The organism is Collinsella bouchesdurhonensis (genome assembly GCF_900155365.1).
GTDB lineage: Bacteria > Actinomycetota > Coriobacteriia > Coriobacteriales > Coriobacteriaceae > Collinsella > Collinsella bouchesdurhonensis.
In genome coordinates this window covers 435,910-455,350 of the sequence record NZ_LT699739.1, presented here as the reverse complement: position 1 = coordinate 455,350, position 19,441 = coordinate 435,910, and the positions used below count along the sequence as shown (strand labels likewise).

Sequence of the window (19,441 nt, the reverse complement as noted above, 5' to 3'; positions counted from 1 at the left end):
TCGCTCTCTGTCTTGAAGGATTAGTTTTTAGCGTGCGTTATTTCATTTTTCCCTATCTTTTGCGATAAGATTATTTATTGCAGTTATTGATTCTGTTCTTACAAATCCTTTATTGTTTTTGTCTCATTTAGGTTACGTTTATATCTGATTGCTGGGCTATGTCGAATAAAGTGCTTGCCATTATTCCTGCTTACAACGAGGAGGAATGCCTCGAATTAACGGTTGAGGAGCTAAAGGCCGTTGCCCCCGATTTCGATTTTATCGTTGTGAATGATGGCTCGACAGATGCCACGGGCGATATTTGTTGCAAGAATAAATATCCCATGCTTGACCTTCCCGTTAATGGCGGCCTTACCGTTGGGTTTCAAGCTGGTATGAAGTATGCCGCCCGCAATGGTTATCGTTATGCCGTTCAGTTTGACGCTGATGGGCAGCATATGCCTGATGTTTTGGAGTCAATGCGTGCCAAAATGGACGCTTCGAATGCGGACATCGTCATCGGTTCCCGTTTTGTTCAATTCAAGAAGGAACACTCTGCGCGCATGTTCGGATCTCGTATCATCACCTTCATTATCAAGCTGACTACTGGCAAGCGCGTGAGCGATCCAACGAGTGGTTTGCGTATGTACAACTGCCGTATGATCGAGTTGTTCGCTCACGACTCGTCTCTCAATCCGGAACCCGAGACTATTGCCCACTTGATTCGAAAGGGTGCAAAGGTCGAAGAAGTCCAGGTGACGATGCGTGAACGCCAGGCGGGGGAGAGCTATCTTAATCTTAAGCGTTCTGCAGCTTATATGATTCGGGTTTGTACCTCTATTCTTTTTGTTCAGTGGTTTAGGTGATGTAGATGACAGGACCTCTACGTATCGTTTTGATTGTCTGTGCTGCTTGCTCGCTCTTTTTTATCGTTCGTCGACTCAAGAAAAACCAGCTTGATGTCATGGATACCATCTTCTGGCTGTTTTTGTCACTGAGCTTCGTTGTACTCGCTGTGTTTCCCGAACTAGCTGCACGGCTTGCTCATTTGCTTGGATTTCAGGCGGCGTCCAATTTTGTATTCGTTTACGTAATTGCCGTGCTTGTTATGCGTGATTTTTCAAATACGGTGAAAATCGCTGCTCTTCGCAAGAAGATTAACGCCCTCATTCAAGAGATTGCCTTGAGAAGCTAGGTTACCTGCTTCCTGTATTCTTTTATATAGGCTTTCCGTAAGGACTTTCCTGAGAGAGCGCTAATTTTTGGTAGCTGCCGAATGTCATGATCTGCAGCTTGGCAGCGTCTGATGAAGGCTGCCGCCAAAGCTTGCATTACATTGAATGTAAAGCGCGCGTGCCGCCTTATTTTGGGCGGCACGCGCGCTTAATCTTTGTTCCTGTTGATCGAGGACTTGCTATTCCATGAGGTCGATGCTGTATAGCCTCATATCGTCATAGCTTGCAATAAGGGTGAATCCAGGGGTTGATTCGTCAATCCGGTCGATTCCCTGCCATTTATTTTGATTATCGTTGTTATAGACGATGCGATATTCCTGGCTGGCGTCACCATGATCAAGCTGAATCACATATTTAGCTCCAAGCTTTTTTACAGCCTGCTGAACTTCTTCGTTATGGTCGACTTCATCCAGATGAAGTCGAATGAGCTTGCTTTCTTCGGTTTCTAGGTGCTTTGAAGGCGGATACCAGAATCGATAGTAGACATTAATGCCATACACACTGTATGCGAAAAGGCTTCCGTCATCCGGGTTGTTGATGATAAGGGCGTTTCCTGGGTTGAGTTGTTTGACCGTGGTAGTGCAGAATGCTTCTTCGAGCGGAGAGAAGACGTCGTAGTAGATAAGATTCTTGTCAAACTGATACTGCATCTCGGTCGTTTGATATCCAAAAGCCGTTTGAATGTCCTTATCTTTTCTAAAAGGAACAGATGGATAAAAAACAAGTAAGGCGATCACGATGGTGATGGAGGCAAAAGTGGCGCCCTTGATAGCTTTGGAGTATTTTTGAGCGAGCATGCATTGTTCGATGCGTGAGGTTATTGTACTAGCCGCGACACTTGCCAGAAGGATAGAAGTAAGACCAAGCATAGCGCTTATTCGGTGATAGTCGTTGTACCAAAAACCGGTTAGATACGGCTTGATGGGTAAATTGGTTCCCGCATCGATGACGTAGAAAACCAGCAAAATAAAATATGTGAAAACAAGGTTAGATCGATTGGACTTTATTGAAATGCATATTCCTATAAAGGTCAGTATCGGAATGAGCACTTGAATCGGATGAGTTGTGGTTCCAAGGAATAATGCCGACCCTACCGCTTCCCCAAGCGAGGTAATGGCGGGCCAACTGCAGTTTACAACCCCTTTCAAGAACGGCATGCGATTGACCGCAATCCATATGGCCGCAATTGCGATGAAGGGTATCGAATAGCAGCAGACTTTTGGGGCACGGGGCATCTTTTTATTCAGTATCTGTCCCAGTGCACTGACAATGCAAGGCGCGAGCATCAAACCAAGCGAGAAGACCGTATTTGTGTGGGCAAATGTCAGAGCTGTGATTCCGATGAGAAGGAGTATGGCGTTTTTGATGATATTCGCCGCGCGATCTTCTTTGTTTACGTCAGTGAGATGAAGCAGCAGCGCCATCTCACCGGGCAGGAGACAAAAGCCAAGAAGATTGGGATAGAGGGGGCCGTAAGAAATAAGATCCCAGGGAAATATTGGCACGCCAATGCAGATGACGGCGCAAATGGCAAGTTTTTTAGGATCGGTTATCCCCAGCTCTTTCAAAATGAGGAAAAACGTCAGGGGGAGAATGAGTCCAACGCAAAGGCAGTTAACCGCGTTCGCCGCTTCTGTAACAGGGATATTGAGCGCAGAAACCATCATCGCTGCCAGCAAGTGCCAGGCAGAAGGGTAGAAGGAAGGGGAGCTTGCCGCTGGAGCTAGATTGCTATCTAGATAAGATTGACTATTGAACGATGAGTAGTTCTTAGTTTCTATAAAAGACCTGATTCTTCTTAAATGTGACTGATTGTCCCAAGCCTGGAAATAGCAGTCTGGGCCATCGAGAACTACCAAGAAAACGTGGGCAGCTAGAAACGCGACAATCGCAATAAAAAGGAAAAGACCCAAGAGCTCCTTTTTCTTAATGGGCTCCCTAGGCGTTTTTTTAAATAATTTGAATGGCAATGAAATCAAAAAGGCTACCAGCGCGAGCAGGATTAAGCCTGCCGTGAGGGTCTTGTAGCTTGCCTTGATTCCGGTCTGTGCATACATGATGGCAAGGAAGCAAAGGATTGCAATCGACGAAGCCGGTGCTAGACAAAACGCCCTTGCGGTATTTGAAGTTAAAGATTTATTTAAAAGCATGCCTGGGATGAGCAGGCTGAAAAAAAGCAAGGTTGTAGCTAATGCGAGAGAGAGCATAGGGTCCTACCTTTAGGGATGGATTTTTCCGCCAACAAATAGCGATGAATGGTCGATTGCTGCGGAAAATGATTTGAGACCGATAATCGTCGGTTTACGGAACAATTTTCCTAACCAGGGGAATTCTCTTAAGTACCAAGATAATCCCGATACAGAAGATATAGAAGATAATCACTCCCACCGTCCGCAGTGCGATTGAGGTCATGGGGATATTCAGGCATCTTGGAGATAAGATGAAATGATCGAGAATCGGCTTGTGAATCAGGTATACGCCAAAGCTGCACGAAGAAATAGCCGAGAGGAGACGCTTCTCCTTTTCACCGAGCGTGCTGAAGTTCAGGTTCTTAAAGAAAGTGAAGACTGCAGCGCCTTGGAGGACGGCAGGGAACGCCAGATAGTTAAAGAAGAGACGATCTACGCCCCCGATTGCTTCACTACTTACCGCCGTGTAGGCAAAGCGGAAAACTGTTCCAAGAATGCCCAGGACATAAATTATCATCCGTTGCTTCTTGTTGAGTTCTGTCGTTGAGAGCAGGTAGCCCAATGCCGTAAAGAAAAGATTTCCGGAGAGCGCTAGAATCGAAATACTTCCAGACCACTCAATGCCAAGAACGGGGAGAGCGTACGGCAGAACGGATTGCAGAATGAAGGACGCTCCAACGCCGTAGGCAAGTGCTTTCTTGTTGTCGGCAAGCAGGGAGAGCAACGGCATTGAAAGGTAGATCGAAAACAGAGGGAAGAAAAACCAGTAGACCTGTTCAATCTGATTGTTGAGCATCATGTTGATGAAGCTGCGCGGCCCAAGGTGTACATCGCTGCTGCGCGTGGAGATGAGCAGGTACCAAATAAGGCTCCAAGCGATGAAGGGGATTACCGTACGCTTTACGCGCTTGGACAAAAAGGTCTTAGTGTCATAGCGCTCGTGATAGCGCATAAGGGTGGCGCCTGTGAGCATAAAGAAGATCGGTACCGCCCAGTAAAACAGCACTTCGATTAGAAGGGCAAACAGCCAGTTGTTGCCCGGCTGCCATGTATGCACCATCTGGTTGCAGTGGAGCGCAACGACAGAGATGCATGCGGCTATGTTGAGGAGATCGAAATAGTAAACTCGGTTCTTCACGTCACTGACCTGTCTAAATTCTTACGTTCGTACTAGGGGGCGGCTAAATATTAGCGACAAAGGGAAGAAAAGCCCCTCTTGAGAGCGGAGGCGAGTCCTTCTTCCTTGAGGTAGTAGGAAAAAACGGCCATCTTGCCCTTTTCGCGAGCAAGATCGAGCTCAGACTTGCATTCCCTGCTGTCACGAATCTCGTTCACGTATGCCTCGGGATCCTCAACGATGCTCTTGAGCCTCTTGAGCTCGTCGGGCCAAAATAGCTTTTCATCAATCTCGTTATTGTCAAAAGCCTGTTTGTATTCGGCAGAATACCTTTCCAGGAACGGAAGCTGGAACTCATCGGCGAGCCTGCTAAAGGCAAACTCGCAGTTGTGCGTCTTTTTGTACTCAAAGATGCCAATAAACTTCTGGCACAGCTCAGGGTTGCTCCTCAGCCAATTCTCAATCCACTGGTACTCATCGAGCATGACAAACACTTTATTGGACTGGTTAATCGAAGAGGCAGCGTTATCCTGTCGATAGCAATAGAATGCCTCGTCTAAAACGGCGATCTTGGTAGCCCAGCAATAGGACTGGAACCAAAAACCATTGTCCTGAAAGCCCGCTCCGGGGCTTTCGTTGAATTTGATGTTGTGCTCTGCGAGCCAGGAGCGCTTATAGATGCCTGTCCAGTTTTCCATGCGAATGTTGAACAGATCGACGTTGGTCTGCGGATTGAGCACCTTGTTGTAATAAGAACTCTTGTTGCAAATGGGTTCCTTCTCAAGATGGTCGACACCTTTCTCATTGGTGGTGAGGCGATAATAGTCGGAGCGAACAAAATCGAGGTCATCTTGAATTGCCCGGTTATAGAGCTTCTCGAACATCTCGGGCTTAAGGTAGTCGTCCGGCTCGAGAATGCCAGCGTATTCGCCGGTAGCATTGCTTATGCCCACATTCATGGCGTTGCCGTAGCCGCCGTTGGGCTTATCGATAACTTTGATTCGAGCGTCGTTTGAAGCATAGCGCTGCATGGTCTCGAGAGAGGTGTCCTTCGAGCCATCGTTTACACATACGATTTCGAGGTCGGTAAGCGTTTGTGCCAAAACGCTGTCAAGCGCCTGTTCCAGATAAGGTTCGGCATTGTATACGGGCATGACGACTGAGACTTTTGGCGTTGCGTTGCTCATGTATCAATCTCCTAAGGTGCGAGAGGATGTATTCTTAGCTGCAATTTTGCCAGTAAGGGCAAAGTCCGACCCTCGTGCTATATGAGAGCTCGGCTGCGAAACTGCCTGCTTCAGGAGTTTTCGCTTGAACCAACCAAGGCTCTTACGTAGAGTGCGGGGTAAACCGTCGTACTGGATTCCTTCGAGGAATTTTATCAAACGCGGGATGATGCGGTGGCGCTTTTGCTGCTTTGTGCTACTTGCGGTTTGTCCATCGTTTCCAATTGCTTCGTCTAGGAGGGCACAATACCTTGCGTAGGCGGTGGGTTCCAGGCCAAAGAAAGCGGGGGAGTGAAGCCCGATTTCAAGCTCCGGGAACTCGTCATTCGCAAGGGCCTTTAGCTGTATTTGACGGCCACTTTCGTCGTCCATGGTTTCGATGTTCCACACCAAGTACCCGATAGCCCAATTGAGAAAGCCCCAAGAGGTTTTTTCGTAAAGGTTCGGGTGCTTTTTGAGCTGCGCTTTTAGCAGACAAGTACTCTCGTAGAAAGCAAGTGGGTCTTTTGCGCGCGAGCCGGAGACCGATCCCGAACGGTTGACCCTATGGCTGATGAGTGGGGTGTCGACAATGGAGATTTTTGAGGCAAGTGCAAGGGAAAGGAAGACGAAATAGAGGTCCTCGCTGTTAGATAGCCGTGGATAGCGGATAGCATTTTCTTCGATAAACGAGCGGCGGTACAGTTTGTCCCAGGGCCAGCCGATGAATGCGGTGAAGATGAAGTCGCGCATGTCAGCGGCATTGAAAACTGGCATATCTGGAATCTGGGCGATGTTGATAGTCCACCACGAATCGACAGGAGCGCCGGTGGAGTCGTCAAATTGCGAGGACCTGCATACAGCAACATCGCTGCCGTGCGCCTCCGCGCTTGCATAGAGCTCTTCCAGAAGAGTTGGCTCGTAAATGTCGTCGGCGTCGAGCATGATGACATATGTTCCCGTTGCTGCATCGAGACCGGTATTGCGCGCTGCACCCGGGCCGGAATTCTCTTGCGTAAGGACATGAAACCTCGTATCTGCCTGGGAAAATTCTTCTAGAATACTGAGGCTGTTGTCGGTCGAGCCATCATTTACGCACAGGACTTCGAAGTCCGAATGCGTTTGTGATTGTATGCTCGTTAAGGTTGTTTCCAGATAGCTCTCTCCGTTATAGACGGGAAGAACAATGGAAATGCTCGGTGCCGTGGGGTTATTGTTCAAGTAAATCGATCTCTTTCGTTCAACGGACTGTCTTGTGTCATTTTATCGCCTGGTAATGTCTTTTACCTTGCTCAGAGGCTTAAGCAAGGTATTTCCTAGCTTGTAGGAATGGGACGCATATATATCTGCAAGTCTCTTCTCGCTTTCGTTTCGCCAGGAGTCAAACTGCTGACGCTCCGCCTCAAGTGTATGCGCCAGCTCCTCTCGCTCGCAGATTGCGTTATCGCGCTCTCTCAGCGTTGTGATAGCACTGGAGATGGCCTTTGCCCTGTTGGCATCCAGCAGCTCCATGAGTCTGTTCTCATATGGATCCAGGCGAAGGTCGGTGCTGCTGGGTATAGCGCGGATGATGGGATCGACCTCGCGAAGATAGGCATCTGCCTCGTTATCGGGCAAGCTCTCGATGGTCCAAATCGAGTAGTTGAGGATCCAGCGGTAATAGGAGTTTAGACAAGTCTTGCCATTTTCAGATTTGTTCAATAAATTCCCGATGGCGCGGATAGCGCACAGTGCGTTATCCCAGCTCTTTGCACGAGAGCCTTCCAACGAGTTCTTGTTGTTGGTCCGATGATGAAACAACACAGAGTCCAGGCACACGATGCTTTTTGCCAGCGCCAGGGCGCAAAAGACAAAGAGGGCATCGTTGGTGGTCCTGAGCGGCTGGAACGTCAGCTTGGTCTGGTCGATGAAGTCCTTGCGGAAGAGCTTGTCCCAGGGCCATCCAATAAAGCTTTGGAATAGCTTTCCGCAATACTCGGCATGCTCGACGGGGCGATTAAAATCTATGCCGTTGAGTGCACCGTCGATGGGCCAGGCGTTGCCCGTCTCGTTGTCGAAGCCTTCCGATTTGGCGATGGCGATATCCGCATGGTTTTTTTCAATGGCATCGACAAGCTCTTCGAGGGCTGTTTTTTCGATATAGTCATCTGCATCGAGAAAGTAGAGGTACGTGCCCCGAGCTTTGGCCATGCCGTTATTGCGTGCCACTCCGGCAAACTGGTTTGCCTGCTCAATGAGTGTGACGCGCGAATCTTTGCGAGCAAACTCCGCTGCAACGTCGCGTGTGCTATCGGTCGATCCGTCGTCCACGACGATGACCTCGATATCGCTGAGCGTCTGGGCAAGGACGCTCTCCAGCGTTTGCGCAATATACTCCGCCGCGTTGTAGCTGGGGATGATTACGGAGACGATAGGCATGTCTTGTCCTTTGGCTTGAGAGTAATGGTACGGGATGCCGCTGGCGTAGGCCGAGGCAGCTTGCGGCGGTGCTAGTCTTTGTGCCACAGGTCACGCGTGTAGACTTTGGCGGCTATGTCCAAAAGTTCATCGTTAAAACGATTGGCGATAATCAAGTCACAAGACTCTTTGAACTGCGCCAGGTCGTGCGTTACCGGGATGCCGTGGAACTGCTTGGCATCGAGTGTCGGCTCGTAAATAACGAGTCCAACATCGCGTTTGTGCAGCTCGTCGATAATGTCGACAATCGAGCTTTGGCGGAAATTGTCCGATCCTGCCTTCATGGCAAGGCGATAGGCGCCAATCATCTTTGGCTGCTTGGCCAAGATGCGCTCTACTATGAAGGCCTTGCGCGTGGCATTCGAGTCGACGATGGCGCGCATGAGGTCCTGCGGAATATCCTCGTAGTTTGCCAAAAGCTGTTTGGAATCTTTTGGCAGGCAGTAGCCGCCATAGCCAAAAGACGGGTTGTTGTAGTGGTTGCCAATGCGGGGGTCAAGGCACACGCCCTCGAGTATCTGTTTGGCGTCGAGCCCCTTGCTTTCCGCATAGGTATCCAACTCGTTGAAATACGAGATGCGCAGGGCAAGGTAGGTGTTCGCGAAGAGCTTGATGGCCTCCGCCTCGGTGGCGCCCGTCACCAATACGGGGGTGTCGTCGTCTTCCGATCCATCGGCAAGTAGGCGTGCAAAAAGCTCAGCGTCTTCTTTGCGCGCGGGCTCCGGCGTGCCAACGACGATGCGCGAAGGGTGCAGATTGTCGCCTAGAGCATGTCCCTCGCGCAGGAACTCGGGGGAGAACAGGACGCGAAGCTGTGGGTATTGCGTTGCAATCTGCTCAGTATAGCCAACGGGAATCGTCGACTTTATGACCACAAGCGCATCGGGGTTGAGGGCGGCGGCAAGATCGAGGACGCTTTCGATGCTTGTGGTATCAAAGCTGTGCGTCGTGTCGTCGTAGTTGGTGGGCGTGGCGATAACCACGATGTCGGCATTAGCGTATGCCGCATGGGGGTCGGTCGTTGCCGTGAGAGTTGCGGGGCGGCTCGCGAGATATGCCTCGATCAGCTCGTCGCGGATGGGCGAGATTCCTGCATTGATGGATTCGACGCGGTGGGCGTCGATATCGATAGCAGTGACGTCGTGATGTTTGGAAAGCAGGCATGCGAGCGAGAGGCCCACATATCCAACGCCCGCTACGGTAATCTTCATATCCGATCCTTAACGCCTGAGGAGTGCTCTAGGGATAGCGGTAATTGCTCTGCCTATTTTAAAGGAGATGCTACTCTCAAATTTTGCTTTAGTGACGTTTTCTGCATCGTGGTAAGCAGCGTTGCGTGCTGCCTGCAGTTCCGATTCTCGATTTCTTGTGTATCGCGCTCGTTGTTCAACGAGTTCATAAAATAGAATTTGCTCTTCGGGCGCATAGAGGGCCAGCAGTTCGGAAATTTCGCTCGCGTCTAACGCGCTGTAATAATCAGAGGCTGAAGAGAGCCACATATCGATGACGCTCGCACAGTCGTCGATGCGGCGAACGACGACTGTGCTTTTATATAGGTAATCAAGTGCTTTAAGAGCACATTTAAAGTAGCCATCAAGATTGGCCGTACTGGCGGTTTTAGTCATAATCGAGTTGGGGCGCACGCGGCGTATATAAATCTCGTTCGCTATAAACTTGACTTTGCTTGCATGGAGTAATGCCTCGAAGCTGAAAAGGTTGTCTTCATGAATGATTCCATTGCAGAAGCGTAGCTGAGCGGATTTAAGAAAAGAGAGGCTGAATGCCTGATGGCAGACATTGGGGCGAAAGTCGCCGTTGGGTAGAACCGCGTGCAGGTATTCTTGACCGGACATTACCGCTGGATAACTTCCTTTTCTTTTGTAAAAGGAGAGATATGCTGGTTTTTCTTTCTTTAGCTGCTCGCTTTCATACAATGGCTGTGAGCCAAAGGCGAGGATGTCGAGGTTGTTGTTCATAAATTGTTGGGCAATGAGCTCGAAAGCTTCGTTGGTGAACATGTCGTCTGCATCAAGGAAAAGAACAACTCCGTCGGTGCTGTAGTTTTGTTTTATCCAATCCAAACCGGTGTTTCTGGCCGCAGAAACACCCTCATGGCTATTGGAGACTACATGTTTTGAAAAGCCTTCAATCGAGAGTTCATTCATTTTCTTTAGAGTTTTGTCTTCGGAACCATCGTCAATAAAAATGACGACTTTGTTACCTGAATAGGTTTGGTTGGAAAGCGACTGAGCGAGACTATCGAGATATGTTTCGACGTTATAACCAGGAACGATCGTGTATATAGTCGGTTCAGTTGGCATGATTGCAATTCTGCTTTCTCTTATCAGATTTGGACTCGTGTGGGTGTTTTTTGCGGGCTATTCTTAATCTTATTTTAGTGACTTAGGCACTTTCAAGTGTGAACACTTGGGGGTTACGGCTTATTTGCTGCATGATTTAAAGGCCTGGCTTTTCTGCTTCCCGATGACATCAGAAAAACGCCCCGCACAGCACTTGCTGCACGAGGCGTATCCATAAACAATGGGGTGCGCCATGTCGGATTCGAACCAACGACCTTGGGATTAGAAGTCCCCTGCTCTATCCAACTGAGCTAATGGCGCATGTGCACCTGATTATACCGTGCCGGTCCGTTTCGTGATATGACAAATAAAGCTTCTAGGCTGTTGTCCCATCCTTGGGATAATCATCCCATAATTATGGTATTCTCAGCATAACAGCAGCTAAGGAGGCCGTTATGCCCATTTGCGTTCCCATCAAGGACCTTAAGGATACGTCGAAGTTCACAAATACGGTTCTTTCTGCCATGGAGCCGGTTGTCGTTACAAAGAATGGCAAGGAATCGTTCATTGCCATGTCTCCGGCCCAGTATGAGGGTTTGCGCCTCGAGGCCGCCCGTTCTCGTCTGTACCAGATTCTCGATGAACGTGAGGCCCAGATTGCAGCGGGAAACGTTCATGAAGCGGAGCAGACCGCCGACTACCTCAAGGCGCGTTATGGCCTATAAGGTTGTTGAGACCGATGCCGTGCACGATGAGCTTGTGAGGACGTTAGATTATCTGGAGTTCGTGCTGTTCGAGCCTTCGTTTGCTAAGAAGCTTGCCGGGGCGTATCTGGAGTTTCTCGGTAACATTAAATCATTTCCCGCTATGTACCCCGAGGCCAGGGACTCGCGATTGCAGGCGGCGGGCTACCGCAAGGCGAGTTTGCTTGGCTATGTTGCCTTGTACTTGGTCAAGGGCGATACAGTTGCGGTTGTTCACCTGTTCCATCAATCGCAGGATTACGCGCAATTGGTTTAGTGACCGCTGGGACTACTCGTCCGTCCTTGCTATTCCACATCCTTATCCGGCTGGATGAGCTCCTCGTAGCGGCTAATGTGCTCGCGGCCGCCTTCGATCTCGGGCAGCAAGAAGTAATAGAGGGTTTCGACAATCGCCATGGCAGAGATTTTGGAAAACGCGAAGTCGCCCGTGGTGAGCAGCGCTTCGTGGTTCACGGTTCGCAAAACGTACGATGCCTGGCGGGCGAGGGGAGACTGCTCGTCACTTGTGATTGCGATCACGCAGGCGCCACGGTTTTTGGCTGCTTGGGCAATGCGCATCAGGCGCTGGGAACGTCCGGAGTTGGAGATTACGAGCAAGACGTCTTCGGGCTGCATGGTGAGGGCAAAGCCTACGGCAATCTCGCTCACCTCGTGCGTGGTACAGCGCAGTCCCAGCTGAGAGAACTTAAACGTGGCATCGAGCGCGACGGAGTTGGTGTTGCCCACGGCAGCAATCTGGATAACGCCGGCACCTGCCAAGCGCTTAACCACCGCGCTGACCGTCGGTCCATCGAGGCCGCGTAGCGTTGCCTCGAGCTCGCCTACCTTGGTGGCCAGGATGCTTTTAAGCGAGTCTTCCACATTTTCGAGCGACACCTCGCCGTCTAAGTCCAGCCCGTCGTGCTTGAGCGTGAGGTCGCGCCCGAGTGAAAACTGGAAGCTGCGATAGTTGTCAAAGCCCAAGCGTTTGCAAAAGCGTGAGATCGTGGCCTCGGAGGTGCCGCTGCGGCGCGCGAGCTGTGCGGCGGTCATGGTGGGGGCCTCGTCACGATGCTCCAGGATGTAATCGACGATGCGCTGCTCCGAGCTCGAGAATTCGCGGGTCGACGTGATGAGCGATAACGCACTGAGTTCTCCACTTGCCATGAAAACCTCCGCAATTCGGTGAACGGTATTGGTCAATTAGCTATCGCAATCATTATCACGGCTTCTGAGCTGGTATTTGACGAAAACATTTCATACACCGTTCACCGGTGTGAAAGAACCTTTCACCCTGTGCGGTATCCCGCTGTGAAGAAGCCGTGTACGCACGTGCTATGATTTTCGGCGAAAACCCGGGAGGAGTGCGCATTGCACGTCTTGCGGATGATCGAGGATGCAGCGCCCAAAAGGGGAGGGCGCTCACTTCTAGAGAGAAGGAGGGACGTATGGCTCAGCAGTATGACGTTATCGCGGCAACCGGTTGCCCGACCGGCATCGCGCATACCTTTATGGCAAAGGAAGCGCTGGAGAAGGCTGCGGCTGAGCGCGGGCTCACCATCAAGGTTGAGACCCACGGCCAGGTTGGAATCGAAAACGAGCTTACCCCCGCAGAGATCGCCGGCGCTCGTGCCGTCGTGGTCGCTGCCGATAAGGACGTTCAGGCAGAGCGTTTTGCCGGTAAGCCCCAGGTGACGGTCGGCGTGTCCAAGGCTCTGTCCGTCGAGGCCGCAGGTGCCCTGATCGACCGCGCCCTGGCTGCCAAGGGTGACGCTTCTAAGGTCGTCGCTGCTGCAGACGACGCTGCAGAGGAGAAGGAGTCCATCGGACACCAGCTCTATAAGCACCTTATGAACGGCGTTTCCCATATGCTCGTGTTCGTCGTCGCCGGTGGCGTGCTTACCGCGGTGTCGTTCCTATGGGGCATCATGTCGTTCGACTCCACGAACGTCCAGTACAACACCTTTGCCGCGATGCTCAAGATCATCGGCGGCATTGCCATGAACCTCATGGTTCCCGTGCTTTCGGCCTACATCGCTGAGTCCATCGGCAAGCGTCCGGCTCTCGTTCCCGGTTTCGTTGCCGGTATGATCGCCATCACCGGCCTTCCCGTCTCGCCCGAGACCGGTCTGATTGACGCCGGTGGCTCGGGCGTGGGCTTCGGCTTCCTCGGCGGCATCGTCGGTGGTTTCCTTTCTGGTTACGTTATCCTGCTGCTGGAGAAGGTTTTTGCCAAGCTGCCTCAGAACCTCAATGGTCTGAAGGCCATTTTCCTGTACCCGCTGTTCTCCACGTTCATCGTGGGTATGGTTATGCTCGGCATCTCTGGTCCCATGGCTGCCATCAACACTGCCATGATGGACTTCCTCAAGGGCCTCTCGGCCTCCGGCCCCATTGTCCTGGGCCTGGCCATTGGCTGCATGTGCGCCTTTGACATGGGTGGCCCGGTCAACAAGGCCGCATACGTCACCGGTACCGCTATGCTTACCGAGGCTCTGGCCGCAGGTGTTGGCACCGATACGTACAACTTTGGCACGAACTTCATGGCTGCTGTTTCCGCCGCCTGCATCGTTCCTCCGCTGATCACCACCTTTGCCGTGGTTGTGGGCAAGAAGTACTTTAGCCAGGAAGATCACGACGCCGGTATCGTCAACTTCATCCTGGGCTGCACGCACATCACTGAGGGCGCCATTCCGTTCATGACCAAGAACATCTGGCCTGTCATGCCCATCATGATGATCGGCTCCTCTATCGCCTCTATCCTCACCATCTTCTTTGGCGTTCACGATCCCGCGCCCCATGGCGGCTTCCTCGTGCTGCCTGTCGTGGATGGCGGCCTGCAGTGGGTTATCGCCATCCTGATCGGCGCCATCGTGGGCGGTATTCTCTTCGTGCTCTTCAAGAAGGTCGAGTACGACAAGAAGCAGAAGGTGGTTCCCGCCGTCGAGACTGCATCTGCCGCCGCTGTGGCCGCTCCCGCTGAGGCTCCCGCTGCCGACGGTTTCGTCAAGGAGGAGAACATCTTCTTGGGCCAGGACTTCGCTGGTCGTGACGATGCGCTCTCCTTTATTTCCAACGAGGCTGTGAAGAACGGTATCGCCGATGACGCCGATGCGCTCATGCAGGCCTTCCTTGATCGCGAGAGCGAGGGCACCACGGGCATGATGGACGGCTTTGCCATCCCGCATGCCAAGTGCTCGGCCGTTAAGACCCCCGCCGTCATTGTGGTCAAGGACGACTCGGGCGTTACCGGTTGGGACACCATGGATCAGGCTCCGGTCAATGTGGCTATCGCCTTGCTCATCCCCGAGGCTCAGGCCGGTACCACGCACCTCAAGCTTCTTTCCAAGGTTGCCGAGGCGCTTATGGACGAGGATTTCCGTACCACCGTCAAGGGCGCTACCGAGACCTCCCAGGTGCTCAATGCCATTAGTGGCCGTCTGGCTTAACAGCATCTAGCGCAAGCTATCGCCCAGCGGGCGCGTCGCAGGTCCACCCCTGCGGCGCGCCTTTTTTCATGATGTGACAGAAAAACGACAGGTTTATTTTGTCACATTTTGCCGTTGAGCAGTCTTTTTCTTCCCATTGCGGCCGGGTGTGTAAATAAACCTGATGTCTTCTCGCATACTTGGGGGTTAGCCTCTCTTTGAGGTAAACTATGCGAGGTATGTTTCACACTTGCCAGCACGCTGCGCGTGATTGGTTAAAGAAGGAGTCGTCATGGTTTCCGAGAAGGTCACCCTTATCAACCCCCAGGGCCTGCATATGCGTCCCGCCGGTCTGTTCGCGTCCACCATGGGCAAGTTCGCTTGCGATGTGAAGGTCGTCGCGGTCACGGACGAGGGTTCTACTCGCGAGGTCAATGGCAAGAGCCCCATGGCCTTGATGGCTGCCGGCATCAAGAGCGGCGTCGAGGTTGAGATTCGCTGCGATGGCGAGGACGAGGCCGATGCCCTGTCCACCGCTATCGAGCTCATCAAGAGTGGCCTGGGCGAGTAATTTGCACATCATGCTCTGTAATTTTAGGTAACATAGCGCAGGTGCCCGCCCCATGAGGGTGAGTGCCTGCGTTATTTTATGCGGTGCCGCATCTGGGCACCAAAGAGAGAAGGGCGCCCGACGGGGGCGCCAAAGAGAGAGGACATCTGCATGTACAAGGGAGTAAACGCTTCCGAGGGTATCGGTATCGGCACCGTTGCCGTTGCTGTCGAGCCCGATCTGAGCTTTGAGGCGCACGCCGTTGAGGACGCTGCCGCCGAGAAGGAGCGCTACGCTAAGGCTCTCGACGTCTTCTGCCAGAAGACCGAGGCTCAGGCTGAGGCCATGAAGGTCTCTGTGGGCGAGCACGAGGCCGAGATTATGATCGGTCACATCGCGCTGGCTCAGGACCCCGGCATGAGCGATCAGATCAACCAGGCTATCGACGCCGGCACCTGCGCTGAGCAGGCACTCGTCGACACCACCACCATGTTTGAGAACATGTTCCTCTCCATGGACGACGAGATGTTCCGTCTGCGCGCTGCCGACATCGCCGACATCCGTACCGGCCTTCTGGCCGAGCTGCTGGGTCGCGAGGTCGTCGACCTTTCCGTGCTGCCTGCCGGCACCGTCATCTGCGTGCATGACCTCACGCCTTCCATGACCGCCACCATCGACAAGAAGAACGTTGCCGCTATCGTTACCGAGACCGGCGGTCGCACCTCTCACTCCGCCATCATCGCTCGTGCTCTCGAGATTCCTGCGGTTCTTTCTGTTGAGAATTCCTGCACCGAGCTCAAGAACGGCATGACCGTTATCGTCGACGGCTCCAAGGGCGTTGTCGTTGCCGATCCCGACGAGGCCACCCTTGCCGATTACACCGCCCGCGCCGAGGCCTTCGCTGCCGAGAAGAAGGCTCTCGAGGCCTATCGCGGCAAGGAGACCGTCACCGCCGACGGCGTGAAGAAGATCCTTGCTTGCAACATCGGTAGCCCCGACGACGTTACCGCTGCTCTTGAGCACGACGCAGAGGCTATCGGTCTGTTCCGCTCCGAGTTCCTGTTCATGGATGCAAAGGAGCTTCCTTCCGAGAACGAGCAGTTCGAGGCCTACCGTAAGGTCGCCACGGCTCTTAAGGGTAACCCTGTCATCATCCGCACGCTCGATGTGGGCGGCGACAAGGAGATTCCGTACCTGCACATGGTCAAGGAAGATAACCCCTTCATGGGCTTCCGCGCTGTGCGCTACTGCCTGGCTAACCCCGACCAGTACAAGGTCCAGCTGCGCGCCCTGCTGCGCGCCAGCGCCTTTGGTGACGTCAAGATCATGATCCCGCTTGTCACCTGCGTCGAAGAGGTTCGCGCCGTCAAGGCTCTCGTCGAGGAGTGCAAGGCTGAGCTCAAGGCCGAGGGCGTCGAGTTTGACGAGAACATCGAGGTCGGCATCATGGTCGAGACCCCTGCCGCCTCCCTCATCGCCGACAAGCTGGCTCAGGAGGCCGACTTCTTCTCCATTGGCACCAACGACCTGATCGGTTACACCATGTGCGCCGACCGTGGTAACGACACCATTTCCAACCTGTACCAGGTGTACTACCCGGCCGTTCTCCGTTCTCTCAAGAACATCATCGAAAGCGGCGTCAAGGCTGGCATCATGGTCGGCATGTGCGGCGAGGCCGCTGCCGATCCGCTGCTGGAGCCGGTGCTCATCTCCTTTGGTCTGGAGGAGTTCTCCATGTCTGCACCGAGCATTCTGCGCGCCCGCAAGACCATTTCCCAGTGGTCCAAGGCCGATGCCGACGCTCTTGCCGAGAAGGCTCTGGCGCTCGACACCGCCGAAGAGGTCAAGGCGCTTCTCGAGGCTAACGCTCGTTAATCGCGCAGCGGTCATGAGATAGGTAATTTGCAGGGTCGTACGGTGTGGAATCCCATGTCGTGCGGCCCTGTACTCAAGTTAGGGGGACCTTTGTTTTACACGTTAACCGCCAACCCTGCCGTCGATATGACGGTCTCCTGTCAGACACTCGTGCCCGACGAAAACATTCGTTCGAGCAATGCTAGTTACACGCCCAATGGTAAGGGTCTCGATGTATCGTTTGCCCTTAAGAAGTTTGGTGTCGACTCCGTCGCGCTCGGCTTCTTTGCTGGTTTCACTGGTCGCTTTATCGTTGACGAGACCATGAACATGGGCTGCCTGTGCCGTCCGGTGTGGACCGACGGCATCACCCGCATCAATTCGTACCTCAACGATGGCGAGCACGAGTACGGCGTTTTGAACCCGGGCGCTCCGCTTACTCCGCAGGCTCAGCAGGAGCTCTACGACATTTTGGATACCGCGGGTAACCTTGACTGCCTGGTTGTTTCCGGCTCTGTGCCGCCCAAGGCCTCTCCGGACTTCCTGGACAAGGTTATGGATCATGCCCATGCGCGCGGTTCCGATGTGGTTCTCGACCTCTCCAGCTCCAAGCTCAAGACGCTTGCCTCTAAGAAGCCGCTGCTCATCAAGCCCAACCATCACGAGATGCGTGAGATTTTTGGCGTCACCATCGATACCGATGACGACGCTCGTCGCGCTCTTGCCATGGCTCACGAGGTGGGCGTGCAAAACGTCCTGCTCACGATGGGTAGCCGTGGCTCCGCGTACTTCTCCAACGGCGAGGACATCTGGTATGCCAAGCGCCAGTTCAACATCAAGCTGGTTTCTTCCGTGTGTGCCGGCGACTGCACGCTCGCCGCGTTCCTCACCATGTGGTACAACGATCGCGACAACGTGGAGAGTGCTTTGAAGCTCGCTCTTGCTACCGGCGCAAACGTTGCAGAGAGCGTTGGCCTGGGCGACTTCTCGCATGTTGACGAGTACAGCAAGCGCATTGAGGTTCGCAAGCTTCCTCGTCTGTAGGACGTGAGGCTGCCGCCTCGTCTCGAACATATTGTTCGGTCTTTTAGGCCGGGTGCTATATCCCCCTATGGCACCCGGCCTTATCTATGTGACAAAAAGTCGACAGGTTTATTTTGTCACATTTTACCGTTCACGGGCTCAAATCGACCGTTGGCAGGAGTTTATGCAGGTAGATGAAGTGATGTCGCAATGCCCACCGCCGGCGTGCATCGCAGCCCGTCTTTCGCTTTTTGTCGTGTTTGTTTGTTTTTGGATAGGGCTTTCGCGGGTCTTCGATTTGGTACGCTAGGAGCGGTTTTACACAGCAATTTCGCCTCGTGGACCATACAAAGGAGACATCATGATCTACACCCTTACCGCTAATCCTGCGATCGACTACAACATTACATGCGATGGCTTGGAGCCCAACTGCGTCACGCGCACGCGCGACGCCGTCTACAGCCCGAACGGCAAGGGTCTGAATGTTTCTTTTGCCCTTCATCACTTTGGTAAAGACACTGCTATCCTTGGCTTTTTTGCTGGCTTTTCCGGCCGCTTTATCGTCGAAGGCGCCGAGGCCAAGGGTGTCGACGTGCACCCCGTGTGGACCGATGGCATCACGCGCGTGAATGTATTTCTTAACGCTCAGGATCGCGAGTTCAATATGGTGAACGCCGGTGCTGCGGTGAACCCTGCCAACGAGCAGGAAATGTACGACCTGATTGACTCGCTTGAGGATATGGAGTGCCTGGTTGTTTCCGGCTCTCTGCCGCCGCATACGTCCGAAGATTTCCTTTCGCAGGTCATCTCGCGCGTTAAGGCTCGCGGTGCGGAGTTCGTGCTCGACATCTCGAGCCCTCAGCTGTCCGATCTTATTGCGGCCGAACCGCTGCTCATCAAACCCAACGACGATGAACTGCTCGACATCTTTGGTCTCGAGGTTTCGCTTGATAACGAGCAGACGGTTGTGGACGCGATGGCCGAGCTTCATAAGAAGGGCGCCAAAAACGTGCTGCTCACGCTGGGTGGCAAGGGGGCGTATTTCTCCAACGGCAAGCATATCTGGTATGCGCGCTGCACGGTGCCGGTAAAGGTGCTTTCGACGGTTTGTGCAGGCGATTCTACGCTCGCAGCGTTCCTGTCCATGTGGCATGACGATCCCGAGCATGTTGAGGATGCGCTGCGTTTGGCCATGGCGACAGGTGCCAATGTTGTTGAGTGCGCAGGCCAGGGCGATTTTTCCAAGGTCGACGAGTACCGCCAGCACGTCGAGGTTCGCGCGATTGCCTAAATGTGACAAAAAGACGACAGGTTTATTTTGTCACATTCCGCCGTTCGCCGATTTTTACTGAATATGGCCT

General features: G+C 53.0%; 17 protein-coding genes and 1 tRNA gene. 9 read left to right on the top strand and 9 right to left on the bottom strand.

What is annotated here, in order from left to right; translation table 11 throughout:
* The first annotated feature begins 170 nt into the window (after nucleotides 1-170).
* Together BQ9843_RS04050 and BQ9843_RS04045 are read left to right on the top strand one after the other, a co-directional pair.
* Nucleotides 171-845, top strand: a complete 675-nt coding sequence (locus BQ9843_RS04050) for a glycosyltransferase family 2 protein (protein WP_230205577.1) — start codon at nucleotides 171-173, stop codon at nucleotides 843-845.
* Between the two features lie 5 nt (nucleotides 846-850).
* Nucleotides 851-1,174, top strand: a complete 324-nt coding sequence (locus BQ9843_RS04045) for a DUF2304 domain-containing protein (RefSeq protein ID WP_075843968.1) — start codon at nucleotides 851-853, stop codon at nucleotides 1,172-1,174.
* 219 nt (nucleotides 1,175-1,393) lie between these two features.
* Here the strand turns inward: BQ9843_RS04045 and BQ9843_RS04040 are convergent, their stop codons facing one another.
* The 8 genes from BQ9843_RS04040 to BQ9843_RS04005 all read right to left on the bottom strand — a co-directional run bounded on the left by BQ9843_RS04040 (nucleotide 1,394) and on the right by BQ9843_RS04005 (nucleotide 10,803).
* Complete coding sequence (locus tag BQ9843_RS04040) at nucleotides 1,394-3,421, bottom strand: DUF6541 family protein (RefSeq protein ID WP_075843967.1); 2,028 nt, start codon at nucleotides 3,419-3,421, stop codon at nucleotides 1,394-1,396.
* 94 nt (nucleotides 3,422-3,515) lie between these two features.
* A complete protein-coding gene (locus BQ9843_RS04035; protein ID WP_075843966.1) occupies nucleotides 3,516-4,541 on the bottom strand; it encodes an acyltransferase in 1,026 nt (341 codons plus the stop codon).
* 50 nt (nucleotides 4,542-4,591) lie between these two features.
* On the bottom strand, nucleotides 4,592-5,707 hold the full coding sequence (locus BQ9843_RS04030; RefSeq protein ID WP_075843965.1) for a glycosyltransferase family 2 protein: 1,116 nt from the start codon (nucleotides 5,705-5,707) through the stop codon (nucleotides 4,592-4,594).
* A 3-nt stretch (nucleotides 5,708-5,710) separates the two neighbouring features.
* Complete coding sequence (locus tag BQ9843_RS04025) at nucleotides 5,711-6,946, bottom strand: glycosyltransferase family 2 protein (RefSeq protein ID WP_075843964.1); 1,236 nt, start codon at nucleotides 6,944-6,946, stop codon at nucleotides 5,711-5,713.
* A gap of 42 nt (nucleotides 6,947-6,988) precedes the next feature.
* Entirely contained in the window at nucleotides 6,989-8,143 is a 1,155-nt protein-coding gene (locus BQ9843_RS04020; RefSeq protein ID WP_075843963.1) for a glycosyltransferase family 2 protein, read from the bottom strand.
* A 71-nt stretch (nucleotides 8,144-8,214) separates the two neighbouring features.
* Nucleotides 8,215-9,393 (bottom strand): nucleotide sugar dehydrogenase, encoded by a 1,179-nt coding sequence (locus BQ9843_RS04015; protein ID WP_075843962.1) that lies wholly within the window; start codon nucleotides 9,391-9,393, stop codon nucleotides 8,215-8,217.
* A 9-nt stretch (nucleotides 9,394-9,402) separates the two neighbouring features.
* A complete protein-coding gene (locus tag BQ9843_RS04010) occupies nucleotides 9,403-10,503 on the bottom strand; it encodes a glycosyltransferase family 2 protein (RefSeq protein ID WP_075843961.1) in 1,101 nt (366 codons plus the stop codon).
* Between the two features lie 226 nt (nucleotides 10,504-10,729).
* Nucleotides 10,730-10,803: transfer RNA gene (locus tag BQ9843_RS04005), tRNA-Arg, on the bottom strand.
* Between the two features lie 134 nt (nucleotides 10,804-10,937).
* On the opposite strand from BQ9843_RS04005, the gene BQ9843_RS08770 reads away from it, so the two are divergent.
* Together BQ9843_RS08770 and BQ9843_RS08765 are read left to right on the top strand one after the other, a co-directional pair.
* Nucleotides 10,938-11,207, top strand: coding sequence for a type II toxin-antitoxin system Phd/YefM family antitoxin (locus tag BQ9843_RS08770; protein WP_075843960.1), 270 nt, complete (start codon nucleotides 10,938-10,940; stop codon nucleotides 11,205-11,207).
* On the top strand, nucleotides 11,197-11,502 hold the full coding sequence (locus BQ9843_RS08765) for a type II toxin-antitoxin system RelE/ParE family toxin (protein ID WP_075843959.1): 306 nt from the start codon (nucleotides 11,197-11,199) through the stop codon (nucleotides 11,500-11,502). The genes BQ9843_RS08770 and BQ9843_RS08765 overlap by 11 nt, the downstream gene beginning before the upstream one ends.
* A gap of 29 nt (nucleotides 11,503-11,531) precedes the next feature.
* Here BQ9843_RS08765 and BQ9843_RS03990 read toward each other — a convergent pair whose 3' ends face one another.
* Nucleotides 11,532-12,392: a MurR/RpiR family transcriptional regulator gene (locus BQ9843_RS03990; protein WP_075843958.1), complete on the bottom strand. Its 861-nt coding sequence runs from the start codon at nucleotides 12,390-12,392 to the stop codon at nucleotides 11,532-11,534.
* A 281-nt stretch (nucleotides 12,393-12,673) separates the two neighbouring features.
* Here BQ9843_RS03990 and BQ9843_RS03985 point away from each other — a divergent pair, with 281 nt between their 5' ends.
* From BQ9843_RS03985 to BQ9843_RS03965, 5 genes are all read left to right on the top strand, one after another.
* Nucleotides 12,674-14,674, top strand: coding sequence for a PTS fructose transporter subunit IIABC family protein (locus tag BQ9843_RS03985; RefSeq protein ID WP_075843957.1), 2,001 nt, complete (start codon nucleotides 12,674-12,676; stop codon nucleotides 14,672-14,674).
* A gap of 271 nt (nucleotides 14,675-14,945) precedes the next feature.
* Nucleotides 14,946-15,224 carry an HPr family phosphocarrier protein gene (locus tag BQ9843_RS03980; RefSeq protein ID WP_022387280.1) on the top strand — a complete coding sequence of 93 codons (279 nt, stop codon included), beginning with the start codon at nucleotides 14,946-14,948 and terminating at the stop codon, nucleotides 15,222-15,224.
* 150 nt (nucleotides 15,225-15,374) lie between these two features.
* Nucleotides 15,375-17,078 carry a phosphoenolpyruvate--protein phosphotransferase gene (gene ptsP, locus BQ9843_RS03975; protein WP_022387279.1) on the top strand — a complete coding sequence of 568 codons (1,704 nt, stop codon included), beginning with the start codon at nucleotides 15,375-15,377 and terminating at the stop codon, nucleotides 17,076-17,078.
* Nucleotides 17,079-17,168: 90 nt separating this feature from the next.
* A complete protein-coding gene (locus BQ9843_RS03970; RefSeq protein WP_040220612.1) occupies nucleotides 17,169-18,101 on the top strand; it encodes a 1-phosphofructokinase family hexose kinase in 933 nt (310 codons plus the stop codon).
* A gap of 340 nt (nucleotides 18,102-18,441) precedes the next feature.
* Complete coding sequence (locus BQ9843_RS03965; RefSeq protein ID WP_075843956.1) at nucleotides 18,442-19,371, top strand: 1-phosphofructokinase family hexose kinase; 930 nt, start codon at nucleotides 18,442-18,444, stop codon at nucleotides 19,369-19,371.
* Nucleotides 19,372-19,441 lie beyond the last annotated feature (70 nt).

Excerpts from the sequence above, each read along its gene's own strand:
- BQ9843_RS08765 (WP_075843959.1), top strand. The coding sequence starts at position 11,197 with ATGGCCTATAAGGTTGTTGAGACCGATGCCGTGCACGATGAGCTTGTG.
- BQ9843_RS08770 (WP_075843960.1), top strand. The coding sequence starts at position 10,938 with ATGCCCATTTGCGTTCCCATCAAGGACCTTAAGGATACGTCGAAGTTC.
- BQ9843_RS04030 (WP_075843965.1), bottom strand. The coding sequence starts at position 5,707 with ATGAGCAACGCAACGCCAAAAGTCTCAGTCGTCATGCCCGTATACAAT.
- BQ9843_RS03965 (WP_075843956.1), top strand. The coding sequence starts at position 18,442 with ATGATCTACACCCTTACCGCTAATCCTGCGATCGACTACAACATTACA.
- BQ9843_RS04015 (WP_075843962.1), bottom strand. The coding sequence starts at position 9,393 with ATGAAGATTACCGTAGCGGGCGTTGGATATGTGGGCCTCTCGCTCGCA.
- BQ9843_RS04040 (WP_075843967.1), bottom strand. The coding sequence starts at position 3,421 with ATGCTCTCTCTCGCATTAGCTACAACCTTGCTTTTTTTCAGCCTGCTC.
- ptsP (WP_022387279.1), top strand. The coding sequence starts at position 15,375 with ATGTACAAGGGAGTAAACGCTTCCGAGGGTATCGGTATCGGCACCGTT.
- BQ9843_RS04010 (WP_075843961.1), bottom strand. The coding sequence starts at position 10,503 with ATGCCAACTGAACCGACTATATACACGATCGTTCCTGGTTATAACGTC.
- BQ9843_RS03990 (WP_075843958.1), bottom strand. The coding sequence starts at position 12,392 with ATGGCAAGTGGAGAACTCAGTGCGTTATCGCTCATCACGTCGACCCGC.
- BQ9843_RS04020 (WP_075843963.1), bottom strand. The coding sequence starts at position 8,143 with ATGCCTATCGTCTCCGTAATCATCCCCAGCTACAACGCGGCGGAGTAT.
- BQ9843_RS04045 (WP_075843968.1), top strand. The coding sequence starts at position 851 with ATGACAGGACCTCTACGTATCGTTTTGATTGTCTGTGCTGCTTGCTCG.
- BQ9843_RS03980 (WP_022387280.1), top strand. The coding sequence starts at position 14,946 with ATGGTTTCCGAGAAGGTCACCCTTATCAACCCCCAGGGCCTGCATATG.
- BQ9843_RS03985 (WP_075843957.1), top strand. The coding sequence starts at position 12,674 with ATGGCTCAGCAGTATGACGTTATCGCGGCAACCGGTTGCCCGACCGGC.